Origin of the sequence: Planococcus sp. NCCP-2050 (assembly GCF_023708025.1) — a bacterium.
Taxonomy (GTDB): Bacteria; Bacillota; Bacilli; order Bacillales_A; family Planococcaceae; genus Planococcus.
The window spans coordinates 1,094,769-1,120,968 of record NZ_BRCX01000001.1; the positions used below are offsets into that span (position 1 = coordinate 1,094,769).

The following is a 26,200-nucleotide window of genomic DNA, read 5'->3' on the forward strand; positions in this document are numbered from 1 at the left end:
TCTGCAATTGCAAATGTGCTTTCGTCAAACTTTTATTAATCTCGATTATGTTCTCCCCAACATTCGGTGTTCTTTAAGCCAGGGATATTTTTCGCAAAGAATTCCGGATTCTTGCCGGCTTTCCGTTGGCTCGTGTAATCGCCCAGCACTTTGAAGGCCGTCTTTCCAAGAATCGCAATGACAACCAAGTTGATGACAGCCATCAGCCCCATGAACAGATCGGCCATATTCCAAACCAATTCGACTTTCGCCAAGGCACCGAACATGACCATCGCCAATACGCCTACACGGTAAGCGGTCAACCAGTTTTTATGGGCATTGATGAATTCAATATTTGTTTCTCCGTAATAATAATTCCCGATGATTGAACTGAATGCGAAGAATAGAATCGCTCCAGCCAAGAAGTAAGGCGCCCAATCCCCAACATGCACGTTAAGGGAGGCTTGGGTCAACAGGATGCCTTCCTGTTCCCCTGTTTTGTAGACGCCAGCTAAAATGATGATAAACGCTGTCGCTGAACAAATCACAATCGTATCGAAAAAGACGCCGAGGCTTTGTACAAGCCCTTGCTTCGCCGGATGCGAAACATTGGCAGATGCCGCAGCGTTCGGAACTGAACCCATACCGGCTTCGTTTGAGAACAAACCGCGCCGAACCCCTTGCATGATTGCAATACCGATTGCTCCGCCTGCAGCTTCTTCAAGCCCAAACGCACTTTTCACAATCAATGAAAAGACGGCTGGAATTTCAGTGACGTTCATAATGATGACGTATAACGCAACCAAAATATAAAGAATCGCCATGACTGGAACCAATACTTGGGTGACGCTCGCAATTCGTTTAACTCCACCGAAAATGACTAAAGCAGCCAGAATGACCAAAGCGATGCCGACTGTCCAATTCGGAATGTTGAAAACATCCCCAAATGATTCGGCAATCGTGTTGGACTGGACCGAATTAAAGATGAATCCAAATGCCAAAGTTAAAAGAATAGCAAAAATAATGCCAAGTTTACGGTTGCCGAGCGCCATTTGCATATAGTAGGCTGGGCCGCCGCGGAATTGGTCGCCGTCTTTAATCTTGTAGACTTGCGCCAAGGTACTTTCCACAAAAGCGGTGGCCATCCCGATCAAAGCGACGATCCACATCCAGAAAACCGCGCCTGGCCCACCGATGGCAATGGCAAGTGCCACTCCCGTGATATTCCCTGTCCCTACGCGGGAAGCTGTGGAAATCGTAAATGCCTGGAACGCGGAAACTCCGCTTTCCCCATCTTTTTTCTCCGTGATGACACGGAACATTTCACCAAACAAACGAATCTGCACAAATTTCGTGCGGATGGTAAAGTAAACGCCAAGCCCTAATAAGAGCGCAATCAGTATGTACGTCCATAATAAATCATTGCCTTCATTGACAATCCAATTTAAGCCATCGATAAATGCATCCATATTAAATCTCCTCTTATTCGTTTTGTAAATATCTATCTATACCCTAATATACCAGTGAGAAACGGATTGCTTATGTATTTGTAAAAGTGAAAAAATCCTCTGGTAAGAGAGGATTTCCCACTTTAGTTGATCGCGAAGAGATGAACCCAATACGGAATGCCATCTTCGTCTTCAACATAGCCCACTCCAATCGATGTGTAATCCGGAAGCAGAATATTGTCTTTATGTCCTTTTGATTCCATCCAAGCATCCATCGCTTCGCGGGAAGATGCATAGCCAAGTGCGATATTTTCGCCTACCTGATTGGTCGGATAGCCGAAATGCACCGCCATTTCCGAAGGTTTGCCGTAAAGCGGGGAAACATGGGCAAAATAGCTATTGTCCACCATATCTTCCGCTTTCAATTGGGCGATTTTCGATAACGCCGGATCTTCCTTAACCATCTTTAATCCTTTTTTCGCCCGTTCTTTATTGACCATGGCGATTGTGTCGAAAGCAACTGAATTGATGCCGGAATACAATTTCAAGTCAGCGTCATACGTAATGGATTTTTCTTTGACGCGCTGATTGAATTTAAGTGACCGTTCCGTAAATGCTGCTAGCTGCGCCCGTGTTACCGAAGCTCCCGGCTGGAATGTCGTACGCGTTACGCCGTAGGAAATGCCGACTTCAGCAATTGTGATGATGTAATCATGTGCCCAAAAATCTTTGGGTACGTCCTGATAAGATTCCAAGTGATTTGAATCCACTTTGATGCCAAAACCTTTGATGAGGATCTTCGCCATCTGCGCCCGCGTCAATACCGCTTCCGGGTTAAAAGAGCCGGCATCTGAAAAGACCCCTTTTTCCGTTAGCGCATTGATCTCTTTGTAGGCGTAATGTGAAGTGGGAACATCTCTAAATTTCGCTTTAAAGCTGGTCTTTCCATCAATTTTCAAGGCTTTCGCCAAGATCATCGCTGCCTGTGCCCGCGTGATTTCTTGATTAGGCTTGAAACTTCCATTGGAATAACCTGTTAAGATTCCTGAATCCGATAGCGTATGAACAGAATGATATGCCCAATGCTTTTTTGATAAATCGGTGAAATGATGTGCACTAACCGTCATTGGCATGAGAAATAGGAAGAGGATAATGGCAGCTGACAGGTATTTTTTCATTCATACACCGCCCTTTCTTTGATGTTATTGCCCAGGAAATAGTTGGTTTTTCGATGCGTATTATTTCTATACCCATTTTCACATGCTTTTTACACCAAAATATTAAAAAAGTCCTTTATTTTAACAAAAATAAATTATGTTCTTTTAATCGTTTCAGCGAGGACGCGTGCACCAATATCCAGTGCGCCGTGGTTAAATTCCATATCTGGATGATGCAGCCCTGGACTCAAGTCCGCACCGATCCCTAGCATGGCCGCTTTCAATTCCGGGTTTTTAATCGTATAAAAATGGAAATCATCCGCCCCCGTCGTATCGATAGGGGCAGCCGTCTGCTCATCCCCGATAACGGCACGGATTGCCTCTTCTGCGATAGCCCTTGCCTCTTCTGACACTTCAGCTGCCGGTGTATAATCCGTCCACTCCCATTCCAGGTCTATGTCGTGGAGCATTTTAATCGATTCAAAGCCGTTATCGATCCGGCTACGGAGTTCGTCCATCAACCCATTTGACTGGGAACGAACATCGAGTGCGAAGGTCGCATTTCCTGGGATGATATTCAAGCTGTTTCCGCCGGCTTGGATATTCGTCAGTTTCACCGAATACGATTCAAATGGCGAGAAATAAATGGTTTTGATAAATTGATGGATTGCCGCGATGACGTCAATGGCATTGCTGCCCTGATGCGGCCGTGCACCGTGGGCATCGCTTCCGCTAATCTTCCCTTTCAGGAAAATACCTGAACCGTGATGGATGGCCGGTGCGACTTTTCCAAATGGCAATTCTTCGATTGGGCGCAAATGGACGCCGTATAGATGGGAGACCTCATCAAGTGCGCCTCGCTCAATCATGGCAAGCGAACCGTTCCCTTGCTCTTCTGCCGGCTGGAAGATAAAACGCACACGTTTCGTTAGTGTTTCTTCTTTCAAATACAGAAGCGCACCGAGCACCATTGCCATATTCGCATCATGTCCGCAAGAATGGTTGGCTTGAACCGTGCCCTTCACTTCTTGCCAAAGCGCATCGATATCCGCCCGTACAGCGATCACGTCTTGCCCTTCCCCAATCTCGGCAATCAACCCGGTAACGTCATCGAATGTCTTGTACGGAACATTTAACGCTTCCATGATTTCCGCCAATTTTTTCGTGGTCTCGATTTCTTTCCAGCTCACTTCCGGATATGTGTGGAAATGGTGGAAGTATTCTTGGATTTTCGCTTGATGGTTCGTCATTCAAGCACCTCCTTCAACGACGCAAGAAGCAGTCGTCAGCTTTTCCAATTGTGCTTCGTTTACCTCAATGCCTAGCCCTGGATTTTCCGATAGATGGACGTTCGGCAATTGGTAATTCAGATTGCCGATCTCTTCGTTGAAAAGCAGCGGACCGGTCAGTTCGGAACTTTGGATGTTGCGGCGCGCCATCACCGCATGATAGCCGGCTGCAGATCCTACGGAAGATTCAACCATCGATCCGATCTGCGCGATGATGCCTGCGCTTTCTGCCGCTTTCGCCATTTGGATCGCCGGGAAGATCCCACCCGACTTCATCAGCTTGATGTTGATGTAGTCAGCGGCATCCAACCGGATGATTTCGAGTACATCTTCCATCGTCTGGACGCTTTCGTCTGCCATGATCGGCGTCGACGTTTTCCGGCGGACTTCAGCTAATCCGCGGATATCGCCCATCCGAATCGGCTGCTCAATCCAGGTGAGTTGTGCTGCATCGAGCTGGTTGATTACTTGGACCGCATGTCCGACTGTTTTCCACCCTTGATTGACATCGATCCGAATCGGCATCGATTTCCCGACCGCTTCGCGTACGGCATAGATGCGCTCAATGTCTTTCGCTGAATCGGGTCCGCCCACTTTTAGTTTCAGGCTGCTAAAGCCTTGATCTACTGCAAGCTTCGCTTTTTCCGCCATGACGGCCGGCTCTTCGATGCTTAAGACTTTCGGGTATTGAAGCTGTTCGTGCGCGCGTCCACCGATCAAGTTATAGACCGGCTGATTCGCCGCCTTCCCCATCAAGTCGTAGCAAGCAATGTCAATCGCCGCTTTCGCCGCTTGGTTGCGGACAATCGCACTGTTCATGAGGTGATGGATGTGTTCAATATCGAACGGATTCTGCCCGATAATCTGCGGAATCAAAACCGACCGTAAAATTTCATACGCCCCCGCTACTTGTTCACCGGTCACATGTTCGTCCGGCACCGCTTCACCGTAGCCGACCAGCCCCGTGTCCGTTTCAAGTTTGACGATAATCGCCGGCATGTTCGGGTACGTGGCGTAGGAAATGATGAATGGTTCTTTTAATGGAAATTCAACTGCATGGATCTGTGCTTTCGTAATTTTCAACACTTCTGCCCCCTTGGTTTATGTATAAGGTAAATTGTACACAGGATAATTGCTCGGAACAATGAGGATTCAGTAGGGTTTAGGTTGGTGGAGACGGTGATTTGTAAGGCTGGGAATATTTTCTTCATGAAGTTTCTTAATTTATATTGTTTTGTTCCTTATCGACACTAGTTCACTTTCTATCGACATTAACTCCTCTCTTACTGACACAATTCTCATTCCTATCGACAAAACCACAAGACCTAATCGCCCAAGTCGCCTGCTCCGCAGTCAGCCCTTGGTTCGCTTACAGCGAACGAAAAACCATTCTTCTTAATGAATCTTTCTTATCGACACTAATCGCTTTTCTTTCGACACTAGGTGATTTTTTATTGACACTATTTATACTTCTATCGATACTGATTCAATACTAATCTGCATCGATTGCATTCTCTTCTTAAAGCGCGGTATTTCGTCCAAACAAAAACCTCCACAAATGTGAAGGTTTTATTGAAATCTATGATTTTCTTTTAAGTGATACTGGCGAAATTTCTTTCCACCGGATTGTTCCAGATCCATCTTTTTTAGAATTCGACTGGCTGAGAGCGTATTTTGCAATCCAAGATATTCCATGCATTCTTCGGTACTAATAGTGGGTTGGAAGAGCATGAACCATTCGTCAAGCGCTTGTAGGTGCGCATCATAGCTAGACAATTTGCAGTAAGGACAATGCCAGTGACGTTTTAGACGCTTCATTTTTTGATTGTGGCATTTCGGACAAAGCATGCCTTTATTGATTGTATCCGGATTAATTTTCAAATTGGGGATAAGAGGGAAAGGATTGTGGGGTTTACTTACTGAAAGAAGGTGTTTGCCTAAGCGATCCATCTCGTCAATTGTGATTAGCGGATTTGAATAGTTCATGCGATACAAACGATATAAGACTTCATCTGCGCTCCAGACAGTAACATGGGATGGAACATTTTCTATAAATTGAGAAGGATAAGCCAAAACAAGAGATGTTTTGATAGGAAGAGCGAAATTATACTGGTTTACGATTTTCTCCACCCTTATTTTCGCCGTCTCCATTTGCACAACTGGACTTTTATAACTTTTCACCTGCCCGCTCGGCAAAGTTTGAATTAGTATACTTGGATTCTCTTGTAACCGTAATTTTCCAGACATATTTTTCACTTCCAAAATAATGATAGCCTGCTGGGTGATCACCAATGTATCAATTTGACATTTTTCCGGTAAGCTCAAATCCTGGATGATTAAGTGGGGATATGGCGGATCGAAATATTCAAGACATTCATCCAATCGCTCCTCCCCGCCAATTCCAGCATTTGCTGAATAAAGGAGGTCTTGAATCATCTCTCTTTTTGGATGATGTTCAGGCATTCTTGCTAATAACGCTTTATAACCTTTAATCTTCATCGGCCTTTCTCGACGTTTAATAATCATGGTCTGCCCTCCTTTTATACAGTTTAGCAGTTCTATTAAGATGATTCCATAAATATCCAAATATCATTTTTGAAAGGCTATAGAGTGGCAAAAATGATATTTGACGTTCATAAAAATTAACTTTTGATATTTTATTGATCATACATTTTAATAATGTTGTCCTTCAATCGGCACTATTTCGAATTCTATCGACACTAATATGTTTCCTATTGACACTAGCTCCTCTCTTACTGACACAAATCTCATTCTTATCGACAAAACCACAACCCTCTTATTGCCCAAGCCGCCTGCTCCGCAGCCGTCCCTTGGTTCGCTTGCAGCGAACGAAAAACCAATTGGTGAGAAGATGCTGTTTTTCTATGGACATAACTGGCCTATCTATCGACACTGATTCACCTTCTACCGACACTAGTTCCTTTCTTATCGACACTATTTACCTTTCTATCGACACTAGCCACTTTGCTACCGACACTAGCTTCTTCCTCCACAAAAAAAGAACCCCCACCCTAAGTGGAGGCTCCCGCTTTTATTCAATGCCGGCTTTTTACCGGAATCGAGAGGATCATCTCTTCCAGCAGCACCGGCATTTCTTCGAATGTGTTTTTGATGTGCAGGCGTTCGGTGCGCTTGTGGGCGTCTTTGCCGAACGGGCCGACGTTCAGCACAGGGGCTTTGAGTTTTTTCATGGCTTGGAACGGGATGCTGTAGGTGTCGCCGTAAACGGGTGTGTTCCGTTCGTAGGTGATCCAGCCGTCGCCTTGGTCGCCGTAGTTGACGTAGCTCAAATCCGAGATGCCGTTGAAGTAATGGATTTGCTGCATTTCCAACCCGAATTTATTCATCGCGTTGGTTGTGACTTGTTCGACGCATTGCTTGACGAGTTCGTCTTCTGAAGAGTTGACGGCCGGGTAATACGGCGGTGCGTAAAGCAGGACGATAGCCGGCGTGAGTTCCTGGCAGTTGATGAGCAGGATGTCGACGATGTGCATCGATTTCTCGCGGACGTCCCATTCCGGATGCATCAAGGTATCGTACAGGGCTTCGTTGACGTAGTCGATGCCGAATTTGCCGATGGCATAATCCATCAATTCCTGGTAGCGCATGACGCGGATTTCACCGACCGGCTCCACGCCTTCACGTTCACACATCGCCAAATAATCGCGCGTGCAATGGGCAGCGGCGTCTTTCGCCACTTGTTCGAAAATCTCGAACACTTCTTCCGCGTTTCGCTCCATCATGAAGACGTTATACATTGCGCTCGTGCGGTACGGCGTCTGCGCGGAGTATTCGTGTTTGATGTCACGCTGCGTCAAGGTTACCGGCAGCGGCGTTGCTTCGCCGTAGACGGTTTCTTTGAAGCTCGGATTCCATTCCATCCGGTGCGTCAAATAGGTCGAGATATAGCTCGATGTGATACCGGAGAGCGGTTCTCCGACATGCGTTTCCTTGCCGTAGAATAAAGCGGACGGCATGATTTTGCCGATGGACCCCGTATAGAGGTAATGGGCGGTGTCGCCAGGCTTCATGGCGAACACCGGTTCACCGTTTAGGAACAGAATGTATTCGAGTCCATGTTCACGCTCGAGATCCAATAGCTTCGAAACGCCGTAGCGCATGCCAGCTGAGTTCACTTCTTCGTCCGGCACGGTCATTAAGACGAGATTGATCGGCCAGTTTTCATCGGCCGCTTTTTCAATCATTGCCATGTGGAGCGCGAGCCCCGCTTTCATGTCCATTGTGCCGCGGCCAAATAAATATTCACCGGAATCGAGGTCGGCCTGGGCTTCCGGATCAAGTTCATCGCGAACCAATTTCAAGGCTTCGCCGAGTTCAAGCGGCCGGCAAGCAAGCGGCTCCAAATCCCCATACTCACCCGTATGGACCGTATCGAAATGGCTGATGAGCACAATTGTGTCGATCGCCTCCGGATGCTTGTAAAGCGCCGTCACGTATTGGCGCCCCCAATTGACTTCGCCGAGAAACAGATGGTCCGGATGTTCCTGGAAATAGGGAATCATCTCCAATTTCTCTTTTAGCCGATCGGCAAATTCCACTTCCCCTTCGGTTAGCGTCATGCTTTTCCAACTTACCAGTTCACATAACAGCTCTTGCAATTTATCGGGTGTCCCCCACATTAACGCCATTTCACTTTCCCCTTTCTATTGGTCCAAAGTCTTTAGCCAAGCCGCCATCCGCTCCATTGCCTGTTCCAACGTCGGCATGGAGTAGGCGTATGAAATCCGCAGGAAGCCTTCGCCGTATTCGGTAAACGCCGTTCCCGGCACTGCTGCAACTCCCGCTTCTTTCAATAAACGCGTGGCAAACTCGAACGAGCTCATGCCATATTTTGCGATGGAAGGAAAAATATAAAATGCACCGTTCGGCTTCACCACTTCAAGCCCCATCTCGGTCAATTTTCCGTAGACGAATTCCAAGCGCTCCATATACGCTCGATTCATCTCCGCTGGTACATGGCGGTTGTTTTTCAGCGCTTCGATCGCTGCATACTGCGTCGGAACCGACGTGCATACGGTATTGTACATATGCACTTTCAATATATGCTTCACGTATTCCTCCGGTCCAAGCAGAAAGCCCATTCGCCAGCCTGTCATGGAATGCGATTTCGACAAGCCGTGAATCAGGAACGTCCGGTCTTTGATCGCGTCAAAGCAGGCGAAAGATGTATGCGAACCGATAAATGTATTTTCGCTGTAAATTTCATCTGTCAGCACGAAAATCTCATGATTCTTCAATTCTTCCACAATCACTTCCATTTGCTCTTTCGTCAAGGTCACGCCTGTCGGGTTGGATGGAAAATTAAACAAGATCGCTTTTGTTTTATTGGTGATCAACGCTTTAATCGATTCTGCAGTCGGCACGAGCCCTGTCGTAGAAGTATCCAGCAAGACCGCTTTGCCGCCGTTCAATGAAACAAGCGGTTCGTATCCAGCAAAGCAAGGCGCCGGAATAATGACTTCATCGCCTTCGCAAAGAATCGTACGGAACGTAGCATCAAGTGCTTCGCTGGCACCGTTGGTTGCGATGATTTCCGTTTGTGGATTATATGTAAGTTTATAAGTGTCGCTGAAAAAAGACGCAACTTCCTGCCGCAGTTCAAGCAGGCCTGCGTTATGGGAATAGCTCGTCATATCAGCCGTGATTGCCGCTCTCCCCGCTTCTTTGACTTTTTCAGGCGTGGGAAAATCCGGTTGGCCGATTGTCAAATTGATGGCATCAGGGTAATCGACCAATTGATTGAAGAATTGGCGGATTCCTGAAATCTTCAGCGCTTCCGCGCGTGGATTTAATTGTAAAGACATATTCATACGCTCCGTTTCACGTTTTGGCTTTCCTCTATTATATTGCAATAAATGAGAAAATAAAGGGCGGCGGGCTGGTAATCCTTGTGTCATTTTTCACAATTCCGCAAACCGCTCGAGCTGCTAGTCAAATCCACCACATACTGAGATCAAAAAAATCCCATCCGCCTTCAAATGACAGCAAATGAGATTTCCTCTTTTATTCAATCCGTTTTCTTCTTTTCCGCAGCAAGTCTTCCGCAGCGCCTGAACCGAATAGCACGCCGATGATAATCAGCACGAGGCCGTAAATATGGCCGCTGGTGATTTTTTCACCGAGGATGACGGCTGCTCCGACGAGAGAAAACAAGGTGTTCAAATTCATGAAGATCGCGGCTTTTGTTGGTCCAGCTTGTCCAATCGAGTAGTTGTAAAGCATATGCCCCATCGCTGTCCCGATGATTGCGGAAAAGACAAAGCCCAGCCAGAAAATCGCAGGCATGTCTTTGAATGCCTGGATTTCGCCTGGTTCTTGAATCAGGGAAATGACGAGCAGCACGACGGAACCGAGAACAAACATATAGCCTGTCAACACACGCGGATCCATCGAAGCAGCTGCTTTCGCGATGACGATATAACTGAAGACCTGAACCAAAATCGACAAGAAGACGAAGATGTCGCCGATGTTCATGCCGGAAGCGGCTTCGTTGCCGACGAGTACCGTTGCCGAGACACCAGCAAGGCCGACAAAAACACCGATCCACTGAAGTTTCGACGGATAGCTTCGCATGATCAGCGACACCAGTACCGCCGTCAACATCGGCCCAGTCCCAAGAATCAACCCGGCATTCGAACCGCTCGTAAGCGATAATCCGCTTGATAGGAAATAATGATGGCCGACAACATTCAGCAAAGCGCCGAGCCCGATGTATTTCCATTCATTTTTCTTTGGCCATCTTAACAGCCGCATTGCAGCCAGTATGGCCATCACGGCAATTCCGGCGAGCATGATCCGGAATGCTGTCAGCGTGATGGGATCGACAAATTCAATCATGTATTTAACGACTGGCAGGTTGATTCCCCACATGAACATGACAAGCGTCAATAAGAGATAGATTTTCCATGGTTTCAAATCAGAAGACCTTCTTTCGCCTGCCGGATTATTTAGCAGCCCTCACATTGTAATCATATGCTGTGCGCCCTATCAGCAAACTGAATGCGATAAAAGCAACGAGTGAAAGCAGAACGGGCAGCGTCACCGTATGGACGCCAAACAAATTGCCATTCGCAGTATTGTAGAGATGGAGGAAAACGTAGCTGCCGATCCCCGTTACCATCGACGCAATCGCTCCGTATTTATTGCCCCATTTCCAGTACAGGCCGAGAACCACCGGCCAGATAAACGCCGCTTCCAAACCGCCGAATGCAAATAAATTCAGGAAGATCAACAGGTCTGGCGGATTTAAAGCGAGCAGGAAGACGATGATGCCAAGCGCTCCTGTAACGCCGAAAGATAATCGTTTGATTGATTTCAAATCGGCGTCCGGTTTGATGTAGTTCAAATAAACGTCTTTTACAATTGAAGAACTGACCAGAATCAGCAATGAATCGACCGTCGACATGATGGCTGCCATTGGAGCCGCAAGGACAATACCGGCAGCCCAGGCTGGCAAGGTTTCAAGTGCGATCAACGGGATGACTTTATCCCCAATATCAATGCCAGGCAGAATCGGACGGGCAAAAACGCCGATCAAGTGCATATTGAGCATGATGAATCCGGTGACGATGGTTCCGATAATCAATGCACGGTGCATCGATCGCGAATTTTTATAAGACATCGCACGCACCGTGATTTGCGGCAAGCCCACAACTCCGACTCCGACCAGAATCCAGAAAGAAGAAACATACGCAGCGCTTAAATTGCCGTCCGCTCCGTAAGGCGTTACGAGATTCGGGTTTTCATTCAGTAAATCCGACATGATATTCGGAATGCCGCCGCCTGCGATAATGACGGCGATGAGAAGAACCAAGGTCCCTACAAACATGACCGCTCCCTGGACCGCATCTGTTACAGCCACTGCGCGGAATCCGCCGATGGTCACATAGACCAGCACGCTGACCGCAAAAATGAATAAAGCCGTGTTATACGGAAGACCCGTCAGCGATTCGACGAGACGTGCGCCGCCGATCCACTGCGCAGCCATCGCAGAAAACAGGAAAATGATGATGCTGAGCGCCGATAAAATGACCAACCATGTGCTGTTATAGCGCGCTTTTAGAAAATCGATCATCGTCACCGCTTGATAACGGCGCGCCATGATTGCAAACTTTTTGCCGAGGATCATCAAGACAAAATACCCGGTGACCACTTGCGTCATGGCAAGCAATACCCAGCCGAAACCCATCGTATAGGCGGTTCCGGGACCACCAAGGAAACTGGAAGCACTGCCGTAAGTCGCAACCATCGTCATCGCAAGTACGAAACCGCCTAGCTCCCGGCTCCCGAGGAAATAATCTTTGATGAAATTTGAATTGGAAGAAAGTTTGGTGCTCGACCAATAGCCGATCGCAAAAATGATCAATAAGAAAACAAACATTGGAATGATAACTGCATAATTCATCGATCATCGTCCTCCTCATCAAAAGGTACTTCCACAAAGAAAAATTTGACGATGACGATCACTAAAACGACAATCACCAAGAAACCCACTACACAGCTCCAGAAAAACCAATCGGGCAAACCGAAAACGTAGCTGTATTCTTCAACTGGCCGGCTCCCCATTCCATATGCGAATCCGAACCACCAGACAAAATTGAATAATGCCAGTCCCAAGCCGATCAACGCTTCCCGGTTCGCAATTTTAAATCGCCAATCCGTTTCTTTCATTTTTTCCACTCCATTCTATAGTCTTACTTCCTATTTAGTCTTTTGGCGCAATTTCTTGATTTTAAATGTACGTATCTATTTCCTTCTTCTTTCATCAAAACCTTAACAAAATGACCTTTTTCTTATCTTATCATTTATTACTTATGTAAAATATCCTAAAAATCTATTGACTGAATATTCTTTATCACCTATATTAAGAAAAGCACAAGCACCCATCTAGCCTCGACAGGCTTAAGGCAGAACACGCAGGAAATCCTGATTTCCGTAGTGGGCTGACTTAAGACCCCGAGAGGCTGGGTGCTGAAGTCTGGACACCAAAAAACATCTTACCTTTGGAGGTTGAAGCATGAAGCAACAATTACTGTCCGGTGTATTGGCTATCGCTCTATTCTCCACCGTCTCTCTTCCCTTGGCGGAAGCCGCAACGTATAAGGTACAACCTGGAGATACCCTTTACCGAATCGCACAAAAACACAAAGTAAGCGTCGCAGATCTAAAATCCTGGAATAAGCTCAGCAGCGACTCCCTCTATGCCAACCAATCCCTCAACATCGGGAATGCCGTAATCGCCGCACCGAAAAAAGTAAAAAATCCGGTGAAGGCGAAAGTGCCTGTTAAAGCAAGCGCACCAGCGCCAAGTACCGGCACAACCACTTACATAGTCAAAAAAGGCGATTCGCTTTACAGCATCGCTAAGAAATACGGGGTCACGGCAGACCAGATCATTGCTTGGAACAAACTTGCATCCACGAACCTGCTGGTCAATCAAAGCTTGAAAATCGGCAGCGCCAAGCAGCCTTCTAAAGTGGTTCCGGTATCCGCTGAAAAACCCACTCCGGTTCCTGCTCCTGCACCTATTGCAGCACCAGTCGGCAATCAGGCAAGTTCCGTTTATGCAGCTGCATTGAAAATCGCCTATTCATTAGAGCGTACACCTTATGTATTCGGCGGTGCAAGCCCTGCTGGCTTTGATTGCAGCGGATTTATCTATTATGTTTATTCCCAGGCTGGATTAAAAGTGTCCCGCACAGACAGCGTCGGCTTTTACAACCTTTCTTCTGAAATCGCGAATCCCGCAATCGGGGATTTGGTCTTTTTCCAAGATACATATAAGCCAGGCATCTCACATATGGGCATCTTTGTCGGCAATAACTCCTTCATCCATGCCGGCAGCAAAGGAATCGAAGTATCGAATTTAGATACGCCTTACTGGAACCAGCATTTCGTTGGATTTAAACGCCTAAAAGCTTTGAAATAGGAAAATATTTCATTCAGTTCTTTATTATGTAGTTTTTCTGCCGTGCAGGCAATCCTTTCTTTTATTCGGTTAGACGTAAAAACCCCTTGGCCGCAATTGCAGCCAAGGGGCTTTTCGTGCTTATCGCGCAAGCAGATATTCTACATAATGGCGCCAGTTCGTGTTTTTCGCAAACTCGAAATCCGGCTGTTCGCTCGGGAACGGCATGAAGACTGCCGGTGGCGAAGTGAAATTCTCAAGTGTGCCATCTGTTACAACAACTGCACCTGGAACGACGCCTTCTGACAATACAGCTTTGCCGTTCAAATCAAAATTGATGATGACCGGTACAGCAGCAGCATAGCCTTTTTCTGTTAAAGCGTTCACCGAGCCATTCATATCCGTTCGATCGAAAATCCATGTTTCCGGCAAGGCTACAGCATCCGCTGCCTCATTGGTAATAATCGAAGCGTTGGCTTTACTGCCAAACGGCATGCTAGCTTCAATCGGTTCATCGGTCATGATATGCACTGCATAGAATGCGAGCGGATTTTTCTGCTCTTTCGGATCAAGTGTCCGGTAAGCTTCCAGCCATCTTGTTTCTTCAGCAGGGACTTGTGATTTTTTCAATACCGTTGCTGGCATTGCTTTCCCCATGCCTTCAGCATGAACGAAAACCCGGTCCTGTTCGGAAACGTCCTGCCATTCGTCTTCAAATACATATGTCACAAATGATCTTTCATTCGAATAAATTTCAATGCTTAGTGGTTCGGAATTCCGCTGGATGGAAGATACAACACCTTCCACTGGGCTGATCAACGCCGGATTTGAAACACTTTGCGCCAATTGAGCTTCCACAACGGCCAATTTGGAATCGATCGCTGCAAGCTGCTGTTCTGCTTGGGCAATGCCCGCTGCATACGAGCCGTCTTGCGGCACTTCTACATCCACTCCGACTGAAAGGTCGACATTCAGTTCAACGGTATCGCCTTCTCCGTTTGTCACGGTCGAATTATCTGAAGCATCACTTGATTCCGAGCGGCTTTGCTGGCTGGAGCGAGCCGATTCAAGCGAAGATTTCGTGCTTTGGACTTCTCCACGCTCTTGCAGCAATGCATCTCGTTCAGATTCCCAAATTGCGCGCTGGTCTTCGGATTCAGCTTCGTTCAACATCGCCAGTTCAGAACCCGCTTCAATCACGTCACCTTCAGAAACAAGCCATTGTTCAATCGCTTCTGAGTCTTGAACGTAAATTTGCGTTGTGCCAAGCGGCTCGATCAATGCTTCTTTCGCCAATTTCTCGGTATACGTATTCGTATAAGCCCGTTCGTATTCACTGACATATACGTCTTTTGCCAATATGCTCTTGTCGCCGAACATCAATAAGGCGTTTGTCGCCAAAAATGCGGTGACGGCGATGGAGAGGCCGATGAAAAAGAATCTATTCAACGGAAGCGCCTCCTCTCGTGAAATCGGCAATGATTTCATCAAGCGGGATCAAGCTGAATGAGGCAACTGCCAAAGCCACGACCACGTGAATGAGAATCAATGCAAACAAAACCTTTTTCGGTGAGTATTCCGTGAAACTGCGAACGTAACGGTATTGCACAGCAATGATCAGCGCTGTGAAAAGCGTCAATTGATTAAAGAAGAATGTTAAAAATGGTACATCAAGGAACGAAGCCGCCATCGGGCCAAACGATAGCATCGAAACCGGCAGCGTATAGCCGACGACTGCGAAAATCACGAATGTGATGGCTTTTTCGATGAGTAAAAGGGCCAGCACATAAGTCTGCATGACCAATGCGGCACGCCAAGGCATCTTCGTGATGCGAGCGAATAGATAAGCCACTCCGTAAGAATGGAATGCCAAGTAAAGTCCTGCCCAAATCAAGGTGCCGGCAAGCGAAGTCCAACGTGCCAGCGTATATGTATCCCATTCGCCTGCAGCTAGGAAAGGCGTCAGCGAGGACGTATTCATCCCCCAAATTTCGCGCAGCGCAAAAACCAGCAAGCCTAAAACGAAAATCCAGGCAAGCCGTTGATTAAATCGTCTCATCTCTGATTCGTGCAAATTATGTATAAGTTCTCCCTGTCTGGTAAAATAATGCCAGAATTTAAAATCAAATATCATGCGATGTGATTCCTTTCGGTGCAAATGATGGTTCTGCATACTTTACTTTACCAAAAAACACGAATGTTTGAAACGCAAAACCTGCCACATTTTTCAATATCCAACGCTTTGAGCCAAAAGGCATAGAATAAGCACCAGAAAACTGAAAAAATGCCAAATGATTCGCAGGCTCTTTCCCTTTAATTCGCTTAAACAATCTTTTTCTAAAATAAAAACCTCCCGTCGAAACGGAAGGTTTAAATCTTAAACGATTTTGTATTTCTTATGTGAAATTACGGTCATATTGGATGCCGCACCAATTTCTTTTGCATCTTCCGGCGAAATCTCGACGATTACCGAATTGTCCATGATTTTAAAAATGGTTCCATTGACTTCCACACCATTGCGAGTGAAGGAAATCCATTCGCCAATTTTGCGAGCTGCTACAAATTCAGAAACTTCTTTTTCATGTGGTTGAAATGCCATCGTTATCCTCGCCTCTCTTTATAGAAACAATATCTATTCATTATAGCACATTTTATAGAAGATTTCACGTCTGAAGATGCGCTTGTTTAGAGCCGCACTTCCGCTTTTCTTTGTGTCCAGACTCCAGCAGCCAGATTCTTGGGTCATAAGCCAATCCGGCTGTGCGGCTTGAAACACACCGCTTCGCCAGCTCGGCTTATGCCCGGCGAATCTACACGGCTGCTTCCGCTCTTCTTTGTGTCCAGCTACAGTGCCCAGCCCCTCGGGATCTTAAGCCGGTACACTTCGGAAATCAGGATTTCCTTCGCGTTCTGTCTTAAGCCTGTCGGGGCTAAACGGGCACCTCCGCTTTTCTTTATGTCCAGACTCCAGCAACCAGATTCTTGGGTCATAAGCCAATCCGGCTGTGCGGCTTGAAATACGCCGCTTCGCCAGCTCGTCTTATGCCCGGCGAATCTACACGGCTGCTTCCGCTTTTCTTTATTCTACTCCAGGAAGAATGGTCAACGTTTTTTCATTCGCATCAAGTCTTGCCTTTACGCCGAGCGGAATCGAGAAATGCGGTTCACAGTGGCCGATTTTAAATCCTTTTACGACCGGGACTTTCATTTCTTTAAAGTAATCGTCTAACACTTGATCCAGAGTCAACGATCGTTCCGGCTTTTTCGGTTCTGCATTCTTGAAGTCTCCAATAACCACTCCTGCCACGTCATCGAATTTCCGTGCCATGCGCAGGTGATTCAACATTTCATCGATTTGATAAGGCTCTTCATCAATGTCCTCGATCAATAAAATCTTGCCAGCCGTCTCCAAATCAAATTTAGTGCCGATCGCTGAACGGATCAAAGATAAATTCCCGCCCACAAGTTCCCCTTCTGCTACGCCATTTGTCAACGCAGTCAAAGGTGAAATTTCATCGGAATAGTACAGTTCAAATGGCGCAAACAGCTGCCCGAACATCCGCGCACTGCGTTCATGGAACGTGTCTTTCCCCACATCTGAAGCAAGCATCGGACCGTGGAATGTGACAAGGTCTGCGTATTGGCCAATGGCCGTATGTAAAAACGTGATATCGGAATAGCCCCAAAACACTTTCGGGTTCTCCTTGATCATTTGAAAATCGATATTTTCCGTGTAGCGGGCTGCCCCGTAGCCGCCGCCGGCACAAATAATCCCGGAAATTTCAGGGTCTTCAAACATCGCATGAAGATCTGCTAATCTTTCTTCATCACTGCCTGCTAAATGGCCATGTTTCGCTTCAACTGACTTCCCCATCTTCACTTTTAAGCCAAGCTCTTCTAAAAAAGGCAAAGCTTTTTGTAAGTTTTCCAGATTTGGCGGGCTTGAAGGTGAAATAATCCCGACCGTATCCCCTTTTTTTAATCGTTTTGGCATTGTGCGCAAATCCATTCACTCCTAGTTCTCTTTTATTTTTCTAATCGTTCTTAGCAGAATTTTGCTTGATCCGCGAGCTCTGTCATGACGAGCATTGCACGGTAAGCTTCCAATATATCTGTTGCCTGGAACCGTACAATCGTTGTGCCTTCTTCAATTTCACAGCCCGGCATCATCGCGGCCAGCTCCGCTTCACCGTAATTGGTGAATTCAATCCGCAAGAGCGGCGACTCTGGCGGTACGAGCGGCGCCACATTTCCTCGGTTCTGAATCGCTTCTTTGGTCTTTTCCTTCAATAAATGCTGGGCTTTTTTCGGATGAAGGGTTTTCACCGCAGAACGCGTTATAGTTTCTTTCACTGCTGCTGTGACGACATTCGGGATAAGCGCTTCCGCTTCCCGGCAAGCACAATCATCGCCAGCGACTAAAAGCACAGGCACCCCGAAATATCCTGCTACATAAGCGTTAAAGCCGAGCTCCCCAATTTCCGTTTCATTGATCCACATAGAGCGGACCGCAAAAACCATGGCATGCGACATAACGCCTTTTTGCCCGGCGCGTGCATGGTAGCCGGCTAACAACAAGCCGTCGAAACTGGAATCCAGCCCTTCTACCATCGATAGCATCTTGACTCCACCCGTGATCAATTCCGCTTCTTCATGCAAATCTTCCGCAATGAGATTATTCATTTTTGAATGGCTGTCGTTAATGACAAATCGGGTAGCCCCTTGATCATACGCACCGTGGATAATGGCGTTGGCATCTTGTGTCATCAGGCGGCGGCCGCGTTCATAATTCGGCTCGCTAGACATAACGTATGTATAATCCGGAAGTGCCGTAACGCCTTCCATATCCATCGACAAATAGAATTTCATATCGGCTGATTTCCTTTCCTTTTAACTTCTTATTTACAAATGTAGCAATAGCAAGCTCTGAATACAATCGCTATCTATCCTCCTAAGTATGGAAATCCAAATCTTTTAACCAAATTATATGTTAATAAATAATTATTTTGAATTTTTAGTCATTTAGATGCATGACGGATTTTATAAGATGCCTTATGATAAAAACAAGCTATAAATAACAAGGAAATCACAAAAGGATTTCCGCTATAGCGTACTAGATCTTCTAACAGCAAAGGAGCGATTGCAGATGAATTTTGAAAAAGTATTGGAATTGGAATTAGGAGATCTAGCATTAGGATTAGTTGGTTCGACGGGATTTCTGGTCATGCTGACGATTTTTACAGCATTATGAGAGGTGACTTATGAATAACGCCAAAGAATAAAAGCCCTTTTCCGCATATCCGGGAAATGGGCTTTTATTCGTTTTCGCGCATTTAAAAACGCCTGCTCCTTTTTATTGACCGGGGCAGGCGTTTATCCATAATCCTTATCCACTTTACAAACCTCCATTTTGTTGTTCTTCGAGCAAATGATGGAACATTTCTTCATTGCGCTCTGATAATGCATAGTCGATCATGCGGTTGAAGTTTTCTTTTTCAAGAAAATGAATCGCTTCTTCAGCTTCTTGCTTCGCTTGGTCGTTCACTTCCAGCAAGCCCGCTCTTTCTTCCTGCAAAATCGCTTGAAGGTGCGTATGGATATCTGAAACCAACAGCAGTTGATAAAGCGGCAAACGGATAAAACGGTTTCCTTTCTGGAACACAAAGACTTCAGAAAGGTTTTCCACTTGGAAGGTGTTTAAATTGACGACAATCTCTTTTCCTTCTACCGGAATAAAGTGAAACAGCTCATCATCTTTCATAATTGAGAAATATTGATAAGCAAAGACGAATTTAACTAAATGATCTTCTTTCTTTGTATAAAAAGGCTTCATCAATTTAACATGCAACATGACACTCCCCCCTTTATAAGAAATTAGAATATTCTTACTACATTAATCATACCATGAATTTGAGGTTTCGGATAGAAAAAAGCACGCCAAGATCCAGTCCACACAAATTATTTTTCTGTTTTCAACAAGGCAGGCAACACCAAAAAATGCAATTGATCCGGATTGATGTGAAGAAATAAAGAATCAATCAAATAGTATATAAAATCTTCGAATTCCTGTTCATTCAACTGCCCTCTGTAAAAGACGATGCAGTTGTTTTTAAAGTCGAGCCGCACGGCTTTCAAAGTACTATAGGAAATTTGTTTTCCGACGAATACATAGCTGTCATTTAGCGGCAATGCATTCCAAGCAATTTTTCGATAATCATCATTGGCAATCAATAGAAATAATTCAAATCTTTCCACATCTTCTTGTTTTAATACATACCCAAAATTCGGTATCTCCAAAACATAAGAATTAATCAATTCCATTCCCCCCTCAATTGGCCGCGCTTATTTGAAAATGTTCATCTTTACCGCAAACTTCGTCTGAAACGTTCCTATCTAGAGTTGCAATAAATGAAAGAAGCACAATTGTTTTATTCATTTTCTACTTAAATTCGAATAGGTGCCGATGCCGTCTAAAGCTTCTCTTCTTCCCCCACCCGCCTACCTGACAGCATTCGTAATGATTTCATCAAGAAAATAGCAAATCGAATTAAAGGATTAAAATCTAAATACCTAAACAAAGACGGCAATTAACTTTCCTTCATCGTTTACGGAGGAGCTGTAAAGCCGTATAATAGAAGGAAAGTTTTATTTTGGGGCGATGTAAATGGCAACAGTTCAACATTTGGCAAAACGTTTTGATGATACGATCCACAATTATATGGCTGCTATCGACGACTCACTCAATCCATCTCGTGAAATGGATGAGGAAATGGTTCGAAAAGCAGTCTTTTTAGTGCGCCATGATGGTGTTCAGATTCTGTCGTTCAACGAAGAACGGCTCCTGCTCGAAGCCATCGTAAAAGACGCTCATACAGTTAAAGTCGTTTTGAATTTCGAAAAATTAACGGCAGTTTGTGCCTGTCCGCAGGAAGAGAACTGCCGCCATAAGCTTGCGGTCGTTTTCGCGCTCTACCAAAAAATCGGCTCATTGTCGGAATGGGTAGCAAAATGGCGTGCACGTCCTGCAGAACAGCTTAATTTATTGACCGATAAACGGTCTCCTGTGCAATGGGTGCACATCATCCGCAATGCTTGGCGGGAACCGGTTCCGGATTACACGAAACGCAATTATTTCTATTTCGAGCAGTTATATGACGGCAGATTGAAAAACGCCTTGTCCTTCGTTCCGCTTGAAAGAGAATGGAAAGTATTCTACCGCACATACGCCCATTTGATTTCTTTGATGGAAGTATGGGAAACCTACATTGCGGGAACTCAGGAAGTGCACCATTCATTCTTTAAAACTTGGTTCGATGATGAATTGCATGCGCTCCGCGATTTGCTGGAACAATTGCGCGTTCAGCACCGGACATTTGAAGCGGACGCTTTTCTGGAACATTTGAGAAATCTGGTACATGATTTTGTTACCGTGAAAGATGGATCCTTTTCGCAGCGCTTTACGGTTTACCAGCTATTCTGGACTTCCTTATTTACGACGGCAAAACTCCGTAAGGAAGAGCTTGCTTCATTCGCCCGTCCAGAACCGCGGATTGAAGCATTTTTTGCCATTCTCCTCGGCGACGATGTAAAAGCGAAAAAACTTTCGCCGGATGAAACTCCGGATTGGGTGCAGCTTGCCATCCTCGCAGAAAGCGAAACACATGAACAAGCATTGACCGCCATTTTGATGTCAATCAAACCGAATGTTAAAACCTTCCTTTTCGAAGGCCTATATACACAATACCGCCACCAATATGTGCGGGTTTTGAGCAGGTTGTTTTCGTTGATTCATTTAAGCGAAACCGATTGGGAAGATTTGTTTAAACAATTCGGCCATTACGGCCTCCCAGCTTATTCAACTTATTTAATCGAGAAAAAGCTATTCAAGCAATGGGCGGAACTTCACCATCTTCACAATTCCCCGCTTTATTTCGCTGAGGAATGCGGCTTAAAAGAAGTACAAGAAGCTGCTCCGGATTTTGTTCTGCCTTTGTTCCACCGCTATGCGATGGATTATCTGGAAGAACGCAATCGCCCCAGCTATAAACAAGCGGTGCGGATGTGGAAGAAAATGAAAGCCGCTTGCAAAAAAAGCGGTCAAATGGAATTCTGGACTGCGTATATCAATGAGATCCGTACGCAAAACAAACGCCTGCGGGCACTCCAGGAAGAGATCGAGAAAGGACATCTTGTATGAATCAGTTCCAAACGGAAGGAAACCGTACCTATTATTTAAAAATCCGGCGTTTTGAAGAATTCCGGGTACAAGCGATAAATGAAACCGGCAACCGGATTCCACCAGAAGTCTGGAAACCATACTTGTATTTCCTCGACAAGGAAAGCTTTTTCGGCTTGACTGCACGGATTGATGGACTGGACCTGTTGCTGACGCCTGCTGACTTTGTGCGTTTATTCCAACGGGAGGCGCATCATTATGTGTCGTTTTCAGGACAGACCGAAGAAGACGAAACCTGGCTGAATCTCGCTGGAAAAGTAGCCGATTCCTTGAACGATCCAACGCTTTGGGATCATATCTCAGTGGACGGAGAAGACATTTTGATCGATCCAGCATATGGAGATCCGGAAATCCAAGCATTCCTAAGTGATACCATCAAGCACCAATTGCATCAAAAAGGATTGGCAACTGCACAGCTGTCTTTTATCCAGCATTTTGTTCAACATGCCGGATGGGACGGTTTGCCTGCGAGCGACGATTACGTCATGGCGGTCCAACTTGGCGAACCGCAAGACGACGCTTTCTGGTCATTCAAAGTGGTTCTTCGCTCCAAACGCGGAAGTGTCTACTGGACACCTTCCAAACGGCGGATGGATGAACCTTTCGATAAAGTGCTGCCTGAGAAATGGCGTGCTCACCAACAGGAGATCAAACAAAAACAGATGTTGATTCTGAGCCTCTGCCCTTCTGTCGAAAATTACGACGAAGACCGCCTTTACCATGCGGAATGGACAGATGCAGAAGTGTTGGAGTTCTTGCGCAATGATGCAGAGATCCTTCAGTCTTTTGGCGTCGAAGTTTCAATCCCTTCTTGGCTGAAAGCGGTCCAAGAATCCAAAATCCGAGTGAAAGCCAATATCCATTCTCCGGTCAAAAAAGCATCTGTGGTCGGTTTGGATCAGATTGTGCGCTTTGACTGGCAATTTTCATTGAACGGCCACGAACTCAGCATGCAGGATTTCCAGCAGCTTGTCGCTGAGAACAAAGAATTTATCCGCATCGGCAACGAATGGGTACGTGTAGACTCCAATTTGCTCATGCAGCTCCGGAAAATGATCGAAGAAGCAGATGATGCCGATTGGACCATCAAGGATATGCTGTTCCAGAACGTGCCTGAAATTATGCTGGATGAAGGCGTAGACGAAGAAGATCCGTTGATAGAGTTCCATTTGAATAAATCATTGCGGACCTTGCTCGATAAATTGCTGGATAAACGTGATTTACCGGAAACCCCGATTCCTGAAAATCTTCATACAGAACTTCGGCCTTATCAAAAGACCGGATTCGATTATCTTGTATTCATGCGCGAAGAAGGCTTCGGCCTTTGCCTTGCAGATGACATGGGACTTGGAAAAACGGTTCAATTGATCACTTACCTTCTCCATGTCCATGCGAAAAAGCCTGAGCAGCCTTCGCTGATCATTTGCCCGACTTCCGTACTCGGCAACTGGCAAAAAGAGCTTGAACGCTTCGGCCCGGACTTGAAAGTGGTTACCCATTACGGCAGCACCCGTCCAAAAGCCGAGGAATTCCAGGCCTTCCTGCAGAAAGAAAAACCGGATGTCGTGTTATCTACGTACGGCATCGCTTCTTCGGATGCGGAAGAGATCCAAGGCATCCATTGGACCAGCATTACGCTGGATGAAGCGCAGAACATCAAGAATATGTATACGAAGCAATCCCGCACGATCCGTAAATTTAAAGGCGACCACCATATCGCTTTGACAGGGACACCGATTGAAAACCGGCTTTCTGAACTTTGGTCGATTTTCGATTTTATCAATAAAGGCTATTTGTATCGCATCAAGCAGTTCCAGGAGAATTTCATGATTCCGATCGAACGCGACGATTCAGAAGAAACGAAAGAAAAGCTTCGACAGCGCATTCAGCCATTCTTGCTGCGCCGCACGAAAAAAGATCCTGATTTGCAATTGAATTTGCCGGAGAAGCAAGAGCAGTTGGAATACTGTCCATTAACGCCGGAACAAGCGGCTTTATATGAAGGTTTAGTGCAAGACACGGTGCAGAAAATGGAGACGCTCACCGGATTTGAGAAAAAAGGCCTTGTCTTAAAGATGCTCAGCAAATTAAAGCAATTGTGCAATCATCCTTCTTTGTATTTGAAAGAACCTTATACATCCGCTGCAGAAATATTGCCGCGGTCCCAAAAACTTGAACGCATTGTGACTCTGGCAGGAGAAATTGCCGAGCGCGGAGAGCAATGCCTGATTTTCACTCAATATATCGGCATGGGGCATTTATTGCAGCAAGCCATCAATGAATTATATGGCCATGAAGTTCCATTCTTGACTGGAAGCATGCCAAAAAATCAGCGCGATTCTCTCGTAGCTGCTTTCCAAAACGGCAAATTTCCGATTTTCATCCTTTCGTTAAAAGCAGGGGGAACCGGTTTGAACTTAACAGCCGCTACCCATGTTTTGCATGCGGACAGATGGTGGAACCCCGCAGTTGAAAACCAAGCGACAGACCGGGCATACCGAATCGGCCAAACCCAATTCGTGCACGTCCATAAATTTGTGACCATTGGCACGATCGAAGAAAAAATTGACGCGCTGCTTACTCAAAAGCAGACCATGTCCGAACAATTTATCCAATCCAGCCAGTGGATGACGGAGCTGTCAGACAGCGAATTGAAAGAACTGTTTACCTATAATCTATAATAATCCGGCTGAGCCCCCACCCAACCGGATTTCCTTCTGGCGAGTGAAAACTTCATCCTTGTTGGACGGAACGGAAGCTCTCTTTCAGTTCACCTAGTTCCCGCTCCGCCTCTGCCAATCGGCGATGAAGCAAGGCGGTCAGTTTGATTAATTGCTCCATATGCACTTCCAATTGCAATTGAACGTCTTTTGGCATAACTAAGTGCCTCCTTATCCTAATTAAGTGCTTATTACAGTAGCCGTTCCTGGCGGCTGGAAATCAAAGTCTGCTTCAGACCCTGGTTCCAGCGGTTTAGGAGCGGCTTCTTCTTTTCGCTGCTTTTTATCCAGAAAACGGATTTGATCGCCCAGTACTTCTGTGACATAAACACGAGATCCGTCTTCTTTGTCGTAATGGCGGGATTGCAGTCTGCCTGTTACTGCAACCAAAGATCCTTTCGTGCAGTATTTCGAAACGTTGTGGGCGGGTTTGCCCCAGGTTGAACAGAGAACAAAATCCGTTTCCACTTCCCCTCTTTGATTTTTGTAATTCCGGGACACGGCGACGATGAAAGAAGTATGTACGCGGCCTTCACTCATCACACGCATTGTCGGGTCTTTCGTTAAGCGGCCAACGATTCCGACTTGATTCATTTTTTCACCTCCTTTTGGCTTATTAACAATATACTAAGGAAAGTGAATATTGCGCAAAAGGGCAAATTCGATTTTTGGCTCAAAAATGCCTTTGAAATCTGATTTTTAATCACTAACGAAAATTGTTTTTCATTCAAATCCTTGCAGCCATAAGGTTTTTGAAGTTCTTATTTGCTTTTGGAAAAATGGAATTTGGCATAATAACAGGAAAAATAAACGGTTTTCCAGCAGGTAAGCGGCATGTTTTCGGCTATGCTATACTGAAAAAAAGCGATGTTTGGAGGAATTGACGTGAAAACATTTAAAATGCTGTCACTCGGAGTCGTTAAAGAAGATGAAGTGACGGATTATCCTTTAATTGATGGAATCATCATCAACCAAGAAAATAGCCACCGTTCATGGGTGCTTGAAATGTTGATGGAATTAGACTACAAAGAAAGCTTCGATCGAATGATGGAAACTGGCGATATCTACGATGTTAAAGTCGTCATCTCTTATCCTGGAAACGAACCGGCCACCTTTGAAGTAGCCATCTATGACGTCAAAGTCATGGGCAATCAGGTTTCTGTTTTAATGAAAGGAACCTTGAAACGTGCACGACGGAAATATGCTGAAACCTTACTATCGGAATTGCTTGAAGACGGGCTAGAAGGCGAAGAGTTGCTCGAACGTTTCGAATCGGACATGCGCACACGCCCAGGCTTGAGAAAAGACGAAACAAAGGCTTAAGAAAAGCGCAGGCAGCTCGTCGCTGGAAGGCGTCCTATCCCACTTCTTTAAACAAAAAAAGGCTGGCCAAGATGGAATTCCATCTCGGCCAGCCTTTTT

23 protein-coding genes are annotated in these 26,200 nt (G+C 45.8%); 4 read left to right on the forward strand and 19 right to left on the reverse strand.

Translation table 11 applies throughout. From position 1 onward, the window contains the following. Positions 1-35 precede the first annotated feature (35 nt). From NFU07_RS05305 to NFU07_RS05350, 10 genes are all read right to left on the reverse strand, one after another. Positions 36-1,448, reverse strand: coding sequence for an alanine/glycine:cation symporter family protein (locus tag NFU07_RS05305; protein ID WP_251475590.1), 1,413 nt, complete (start codon positions 1,446-1,448; stop codon positions 36-38). A gap of 122 nt (positions 1,449-1,570) precedes the next feature. Continuing rightward, complete coding sequence (locus NFU07_RS05310; RefSeq protein WP_251475592.1) at positions 1,571-2,605, reverse strand: CAP and S-layer homology domain-containing protein; 1,035 nt, start codon at positions 2,603-2,605, stop codon at positions 1,571-1,573. Positions 2,606-2,739: 134 nt separating this feature from the next. Further along, entirely contained in the window at positions 2,740-3,834 is a 1,095-nt protein-coding gene (locus tag NFU07_RS05315) for an amidohydrolase (protein WP_251475594.1), read from the reverse strand. Continuing rightward, on the reverse strand, positions 3,835-4,956 hold the full coding sequence (locus NFU07_RS05320; RefSeq protein WP_251475602.1) for a mandelate racemase/muconate lactonizing enzyme family protein: 1,122 nt from the start codon (positions 4,954-4,956) through the stop codon (positions 3,835-3,837). Positions 4,957-5,442: 486 nt separating this feature from the next. Beyond that, positions 5,443-6,399 carry a nuclease-related domain-containing protein gene (locus NFU07_RS05325; RefSeq protein ID WP_251475604.1) on the reverse strand — a complete coding sequence of 319 codons (957 nt, stop codon included), beginning with the start codon at positions 6,397-6,399 and terminating at the stop codon, positions 5,443-5,445. 530 nt (positions 6,400-6,929) lie between these two features. Further along, positions 6,930-8,543 carry a M20/M25/M40 family metallo-hydrolase gene (locus NFU07_RS05330; RefSeq protein WP_251475606.1) on the reverse strand — a complete coding sequence of 538 codons (1,614 nt, stop codon included), beginning with the start codon at positions 8,541-8,543 and terminating at the stop codon, positions 6,930-6,932. Positions 8,544-8,558: 15 nt separating this feature from the next. Beyond that, entirely contained in the window at positions 8,559-9,719 is a 1,161-nt protein-coding gene (locus NFU07_RS05335; protein ID WP_251475608.1) for an aminotransferase class I/II-fold pyridoxal phosphate-dependent enzyme, read from the reverse strand. Between the two features lie 199 nt (positions 9,720-9,918). After that, positions 9,919-10,830, reverse strand: a complete 912-nt coding sequence (locus tag NFU07_RS05340) for a DMT family transporter (RefSeq protein ID WP_251475610.1) — start codon at positions 10,828-10,830, stop codon at positions 9,919-9,921. A gap of 28 nt (positions 10,831-10,858) precedes the next feature. After that, a complete protein-coding gene (gene panF, locus NFU07_RS05345; RefSeq protein ID WP_251475612.1) occupies positions 10,859-12,319 on the reverse strand; it encodes a sodium/pantothenate symporter in 1,461 nt (486 codons plus the stop codon). After that, the gene (locus tag NFU07_RS05350) at positions 12,316-12,585 is read right to left on the reverse strand and encodes a YhdT family protein (RefSeq protein WP_235197057.1); all 270 of its coding nucleotides are present in this window, start codon (positions 12,583-12,585) and stop codon (positions 12,316-12,318) included. The genes panF and NFU07_RS05350 overlap by 4 nt, the downstream gene beginning before the upstream one ends. A 346-nt stretch (positions 12,586-12,931) precedes the next feature. Between NFU07_RS05350 and NFU07_RS05355 the strand changes: the two genes are divergently transcribed. Continuing rightward, positions 12,932-13,843 carry a C40 family peptidase gene (locus NFU07_RS05355; RefSeq protein WP_251475614.1) on the forward strand — a complete coding sequence of 304 codons (912 nt, stop codon included), beginning with the start codon at positions 12,932-12,934 and terminating at the stop codon, positions 13,841-13,843. A gap of 120 nt (positions 13,844-13,963) precedes the next feature. Here NFU07_RS05355 and NFU07_RS05360 read toward each other — a convergent pair whose 3' ends face one another. From NFU07_RS05360 to NFU07_RS05390, 7 genes are all read right to left on the reverse strand, one after another. Continuing rightward, complete coding sequence (locus NFU07_RS05360) at positions 13,964-15,271, reverse strand: efflux RND transporter periplasmic adaptor subunit (RefSeq protein ID WP_251475616.1); 1,308 nt, start codon at positions 15,269-15,271, stop codon at positions 13,964-13,966. Beyond that, the gene (locus tag NFU07_RS05365; protein WP_251475617.1) at positions 15,264-15,881 is read right to left on the reverse strand and encodes a hypothetical protein; all 618 of its coding nucleotides are present in this window, start codon (positions 15,879-15,881) and stop codon (positions 15,264-15,266) included. The genes NFU07_RS05360 and NFU07_RS05365 overlap by 8 nt, the downstream gene beginning before the upstream one ends. A 318-nt stretch (positions 15,882-16,199) precedes the next feature. Next, the gene (locus NFU07_RS05370) at positions 16,200-16,421 is read right to left on the reverse strand and encodes a DUF2187 family protein (protein WP_052650706.1); all 222 of its coding nucleotides are present in this window, start codon (positions 16,419-16,421) and stop codon (positions 16,200-16,202) included. 480 nt (positions 16,422-16,901) lie between these two features. Further along, the gene (locus NFU07_RS05375; RefSeq protein WP_251477117.1) at positions 16,902-17,825 is read right to left on the reverse strand and encodes a S66 peptidase family protein; all 924 of its coding nucleotides are present in this window, start codon (positions 17,823-17,825) and stop codon (positions 16,902-16,904) included. A gap of 41 nt (positions 17,826-17,866) precedes the next feature. Continuing rightward, positions 17,867-18,691, reverse strand: coding sequence for a M55 family metallopeptidase (locus tag NFU07_RS05380; RefSeq protein WP_251475619.1), 825 nt, complete (start codon positions 18,689-18,691; stop codon positions 17,867-17,869). A gap of 526 nt (positions 18,692-19,217) precedes the next feature. Next, positions 19,218-19,673, reverse strand: a complete 456-nt coding sequence (locus tag NFU07_RS05385; RefSeq protein WP_251475620.1) for a transcriptional regulator — start codon at positions 19,671-19,673, stop codon at positions 19,218-19,220. Between the two features lie 107 nt (positions 19,674-19,780). Beyond that, on the reverse strand, positions 19,781-20,137 hold the full coding sequence (locus tag NFU07_RS05390; protein WP_251475622.1) for a hypothetical protein: 357 nt from the start codon (positions 20,135-20,137) through the stop codon (positions 19,781-19,783). Positions 20,138-20,486: 349 nt separating this feature from the next. Here NFU07_RS05390 and NFU07_RS05395 point away from each other — a divergent pair, with 349 nt between their 5' ends. Both NFU07_RS05395 and NFU07_RS05400 read left to right on the forward strand, forming a co-directional pair. Further along, the gene (locus NFU07_RS05395; protein WP_251475624.1) at positions 20,487-22,019 is read left to right on the forward strand and encodes a hypothetical protein; all 1,533 of its coding nucleotides are present in this window, start codon (positions 20,487-20,489) and stop codon (positions 22,017-22,019) included. Then, positions 22,016-24,739 carry a DEAD/DEAH box helicase gene (locus NFU07_RS05400; protein WP_251475626.1) on the forward strand — a complete coding sequence of 908 codons (2,724 nt, stop codon included), beginning with the start codon at positions 22,016-22,018 and terminating at the stop codon, positions 24,737-24,739. Before NFU07_RS05395 ends, NFU07_RS05400 begins: the two co-directional genes overlap by 4 nt. A gap of 52 nt (positions 24,740-24,791) precedes the next feature. Here the strand turns inward: NFU07_RS05400 and NFU07_RS05405 are convergent, their stop codons facing one another. Beyond that, entirely contained in the window at positions 24,792-24,935 is a 144-nt protein-coding gene (locus NFU07_RS05405; RefSeq protein WP_235197068.1) for a hypothetical protein, read from the reverse strand. Between the two features lie 23 nt (positions 24,936-24,958). After that, entirely contained in the window at positions 24,959-25,372 is a 414-nt protein-coding gene (locus tag NFU07_RS05410) for a single-stranded DNA-binding protein (protein ID WP_251475628.1), read from the reverse strand. A gap of 291 nt (positions 25,373-25,663) precedes the next feature. Between NFU07_RS05410 and NFU07_RS05415 the strand changes: the two genes are divergently transcribed. Next, the gene (locus NFU07_RS05415) at positions 25,664-26,101 is read left to right on the forward strand and encodes a YwpF-like family protein (protein WP_251475630.1); all 438 of its coding nucleotides are present in this window, start codon (positions 25,664-25,666) and stop codon (positions 26,099-26,101) included. Positions 26,102-26,200 lie beyond the last annotated feature (99 nt).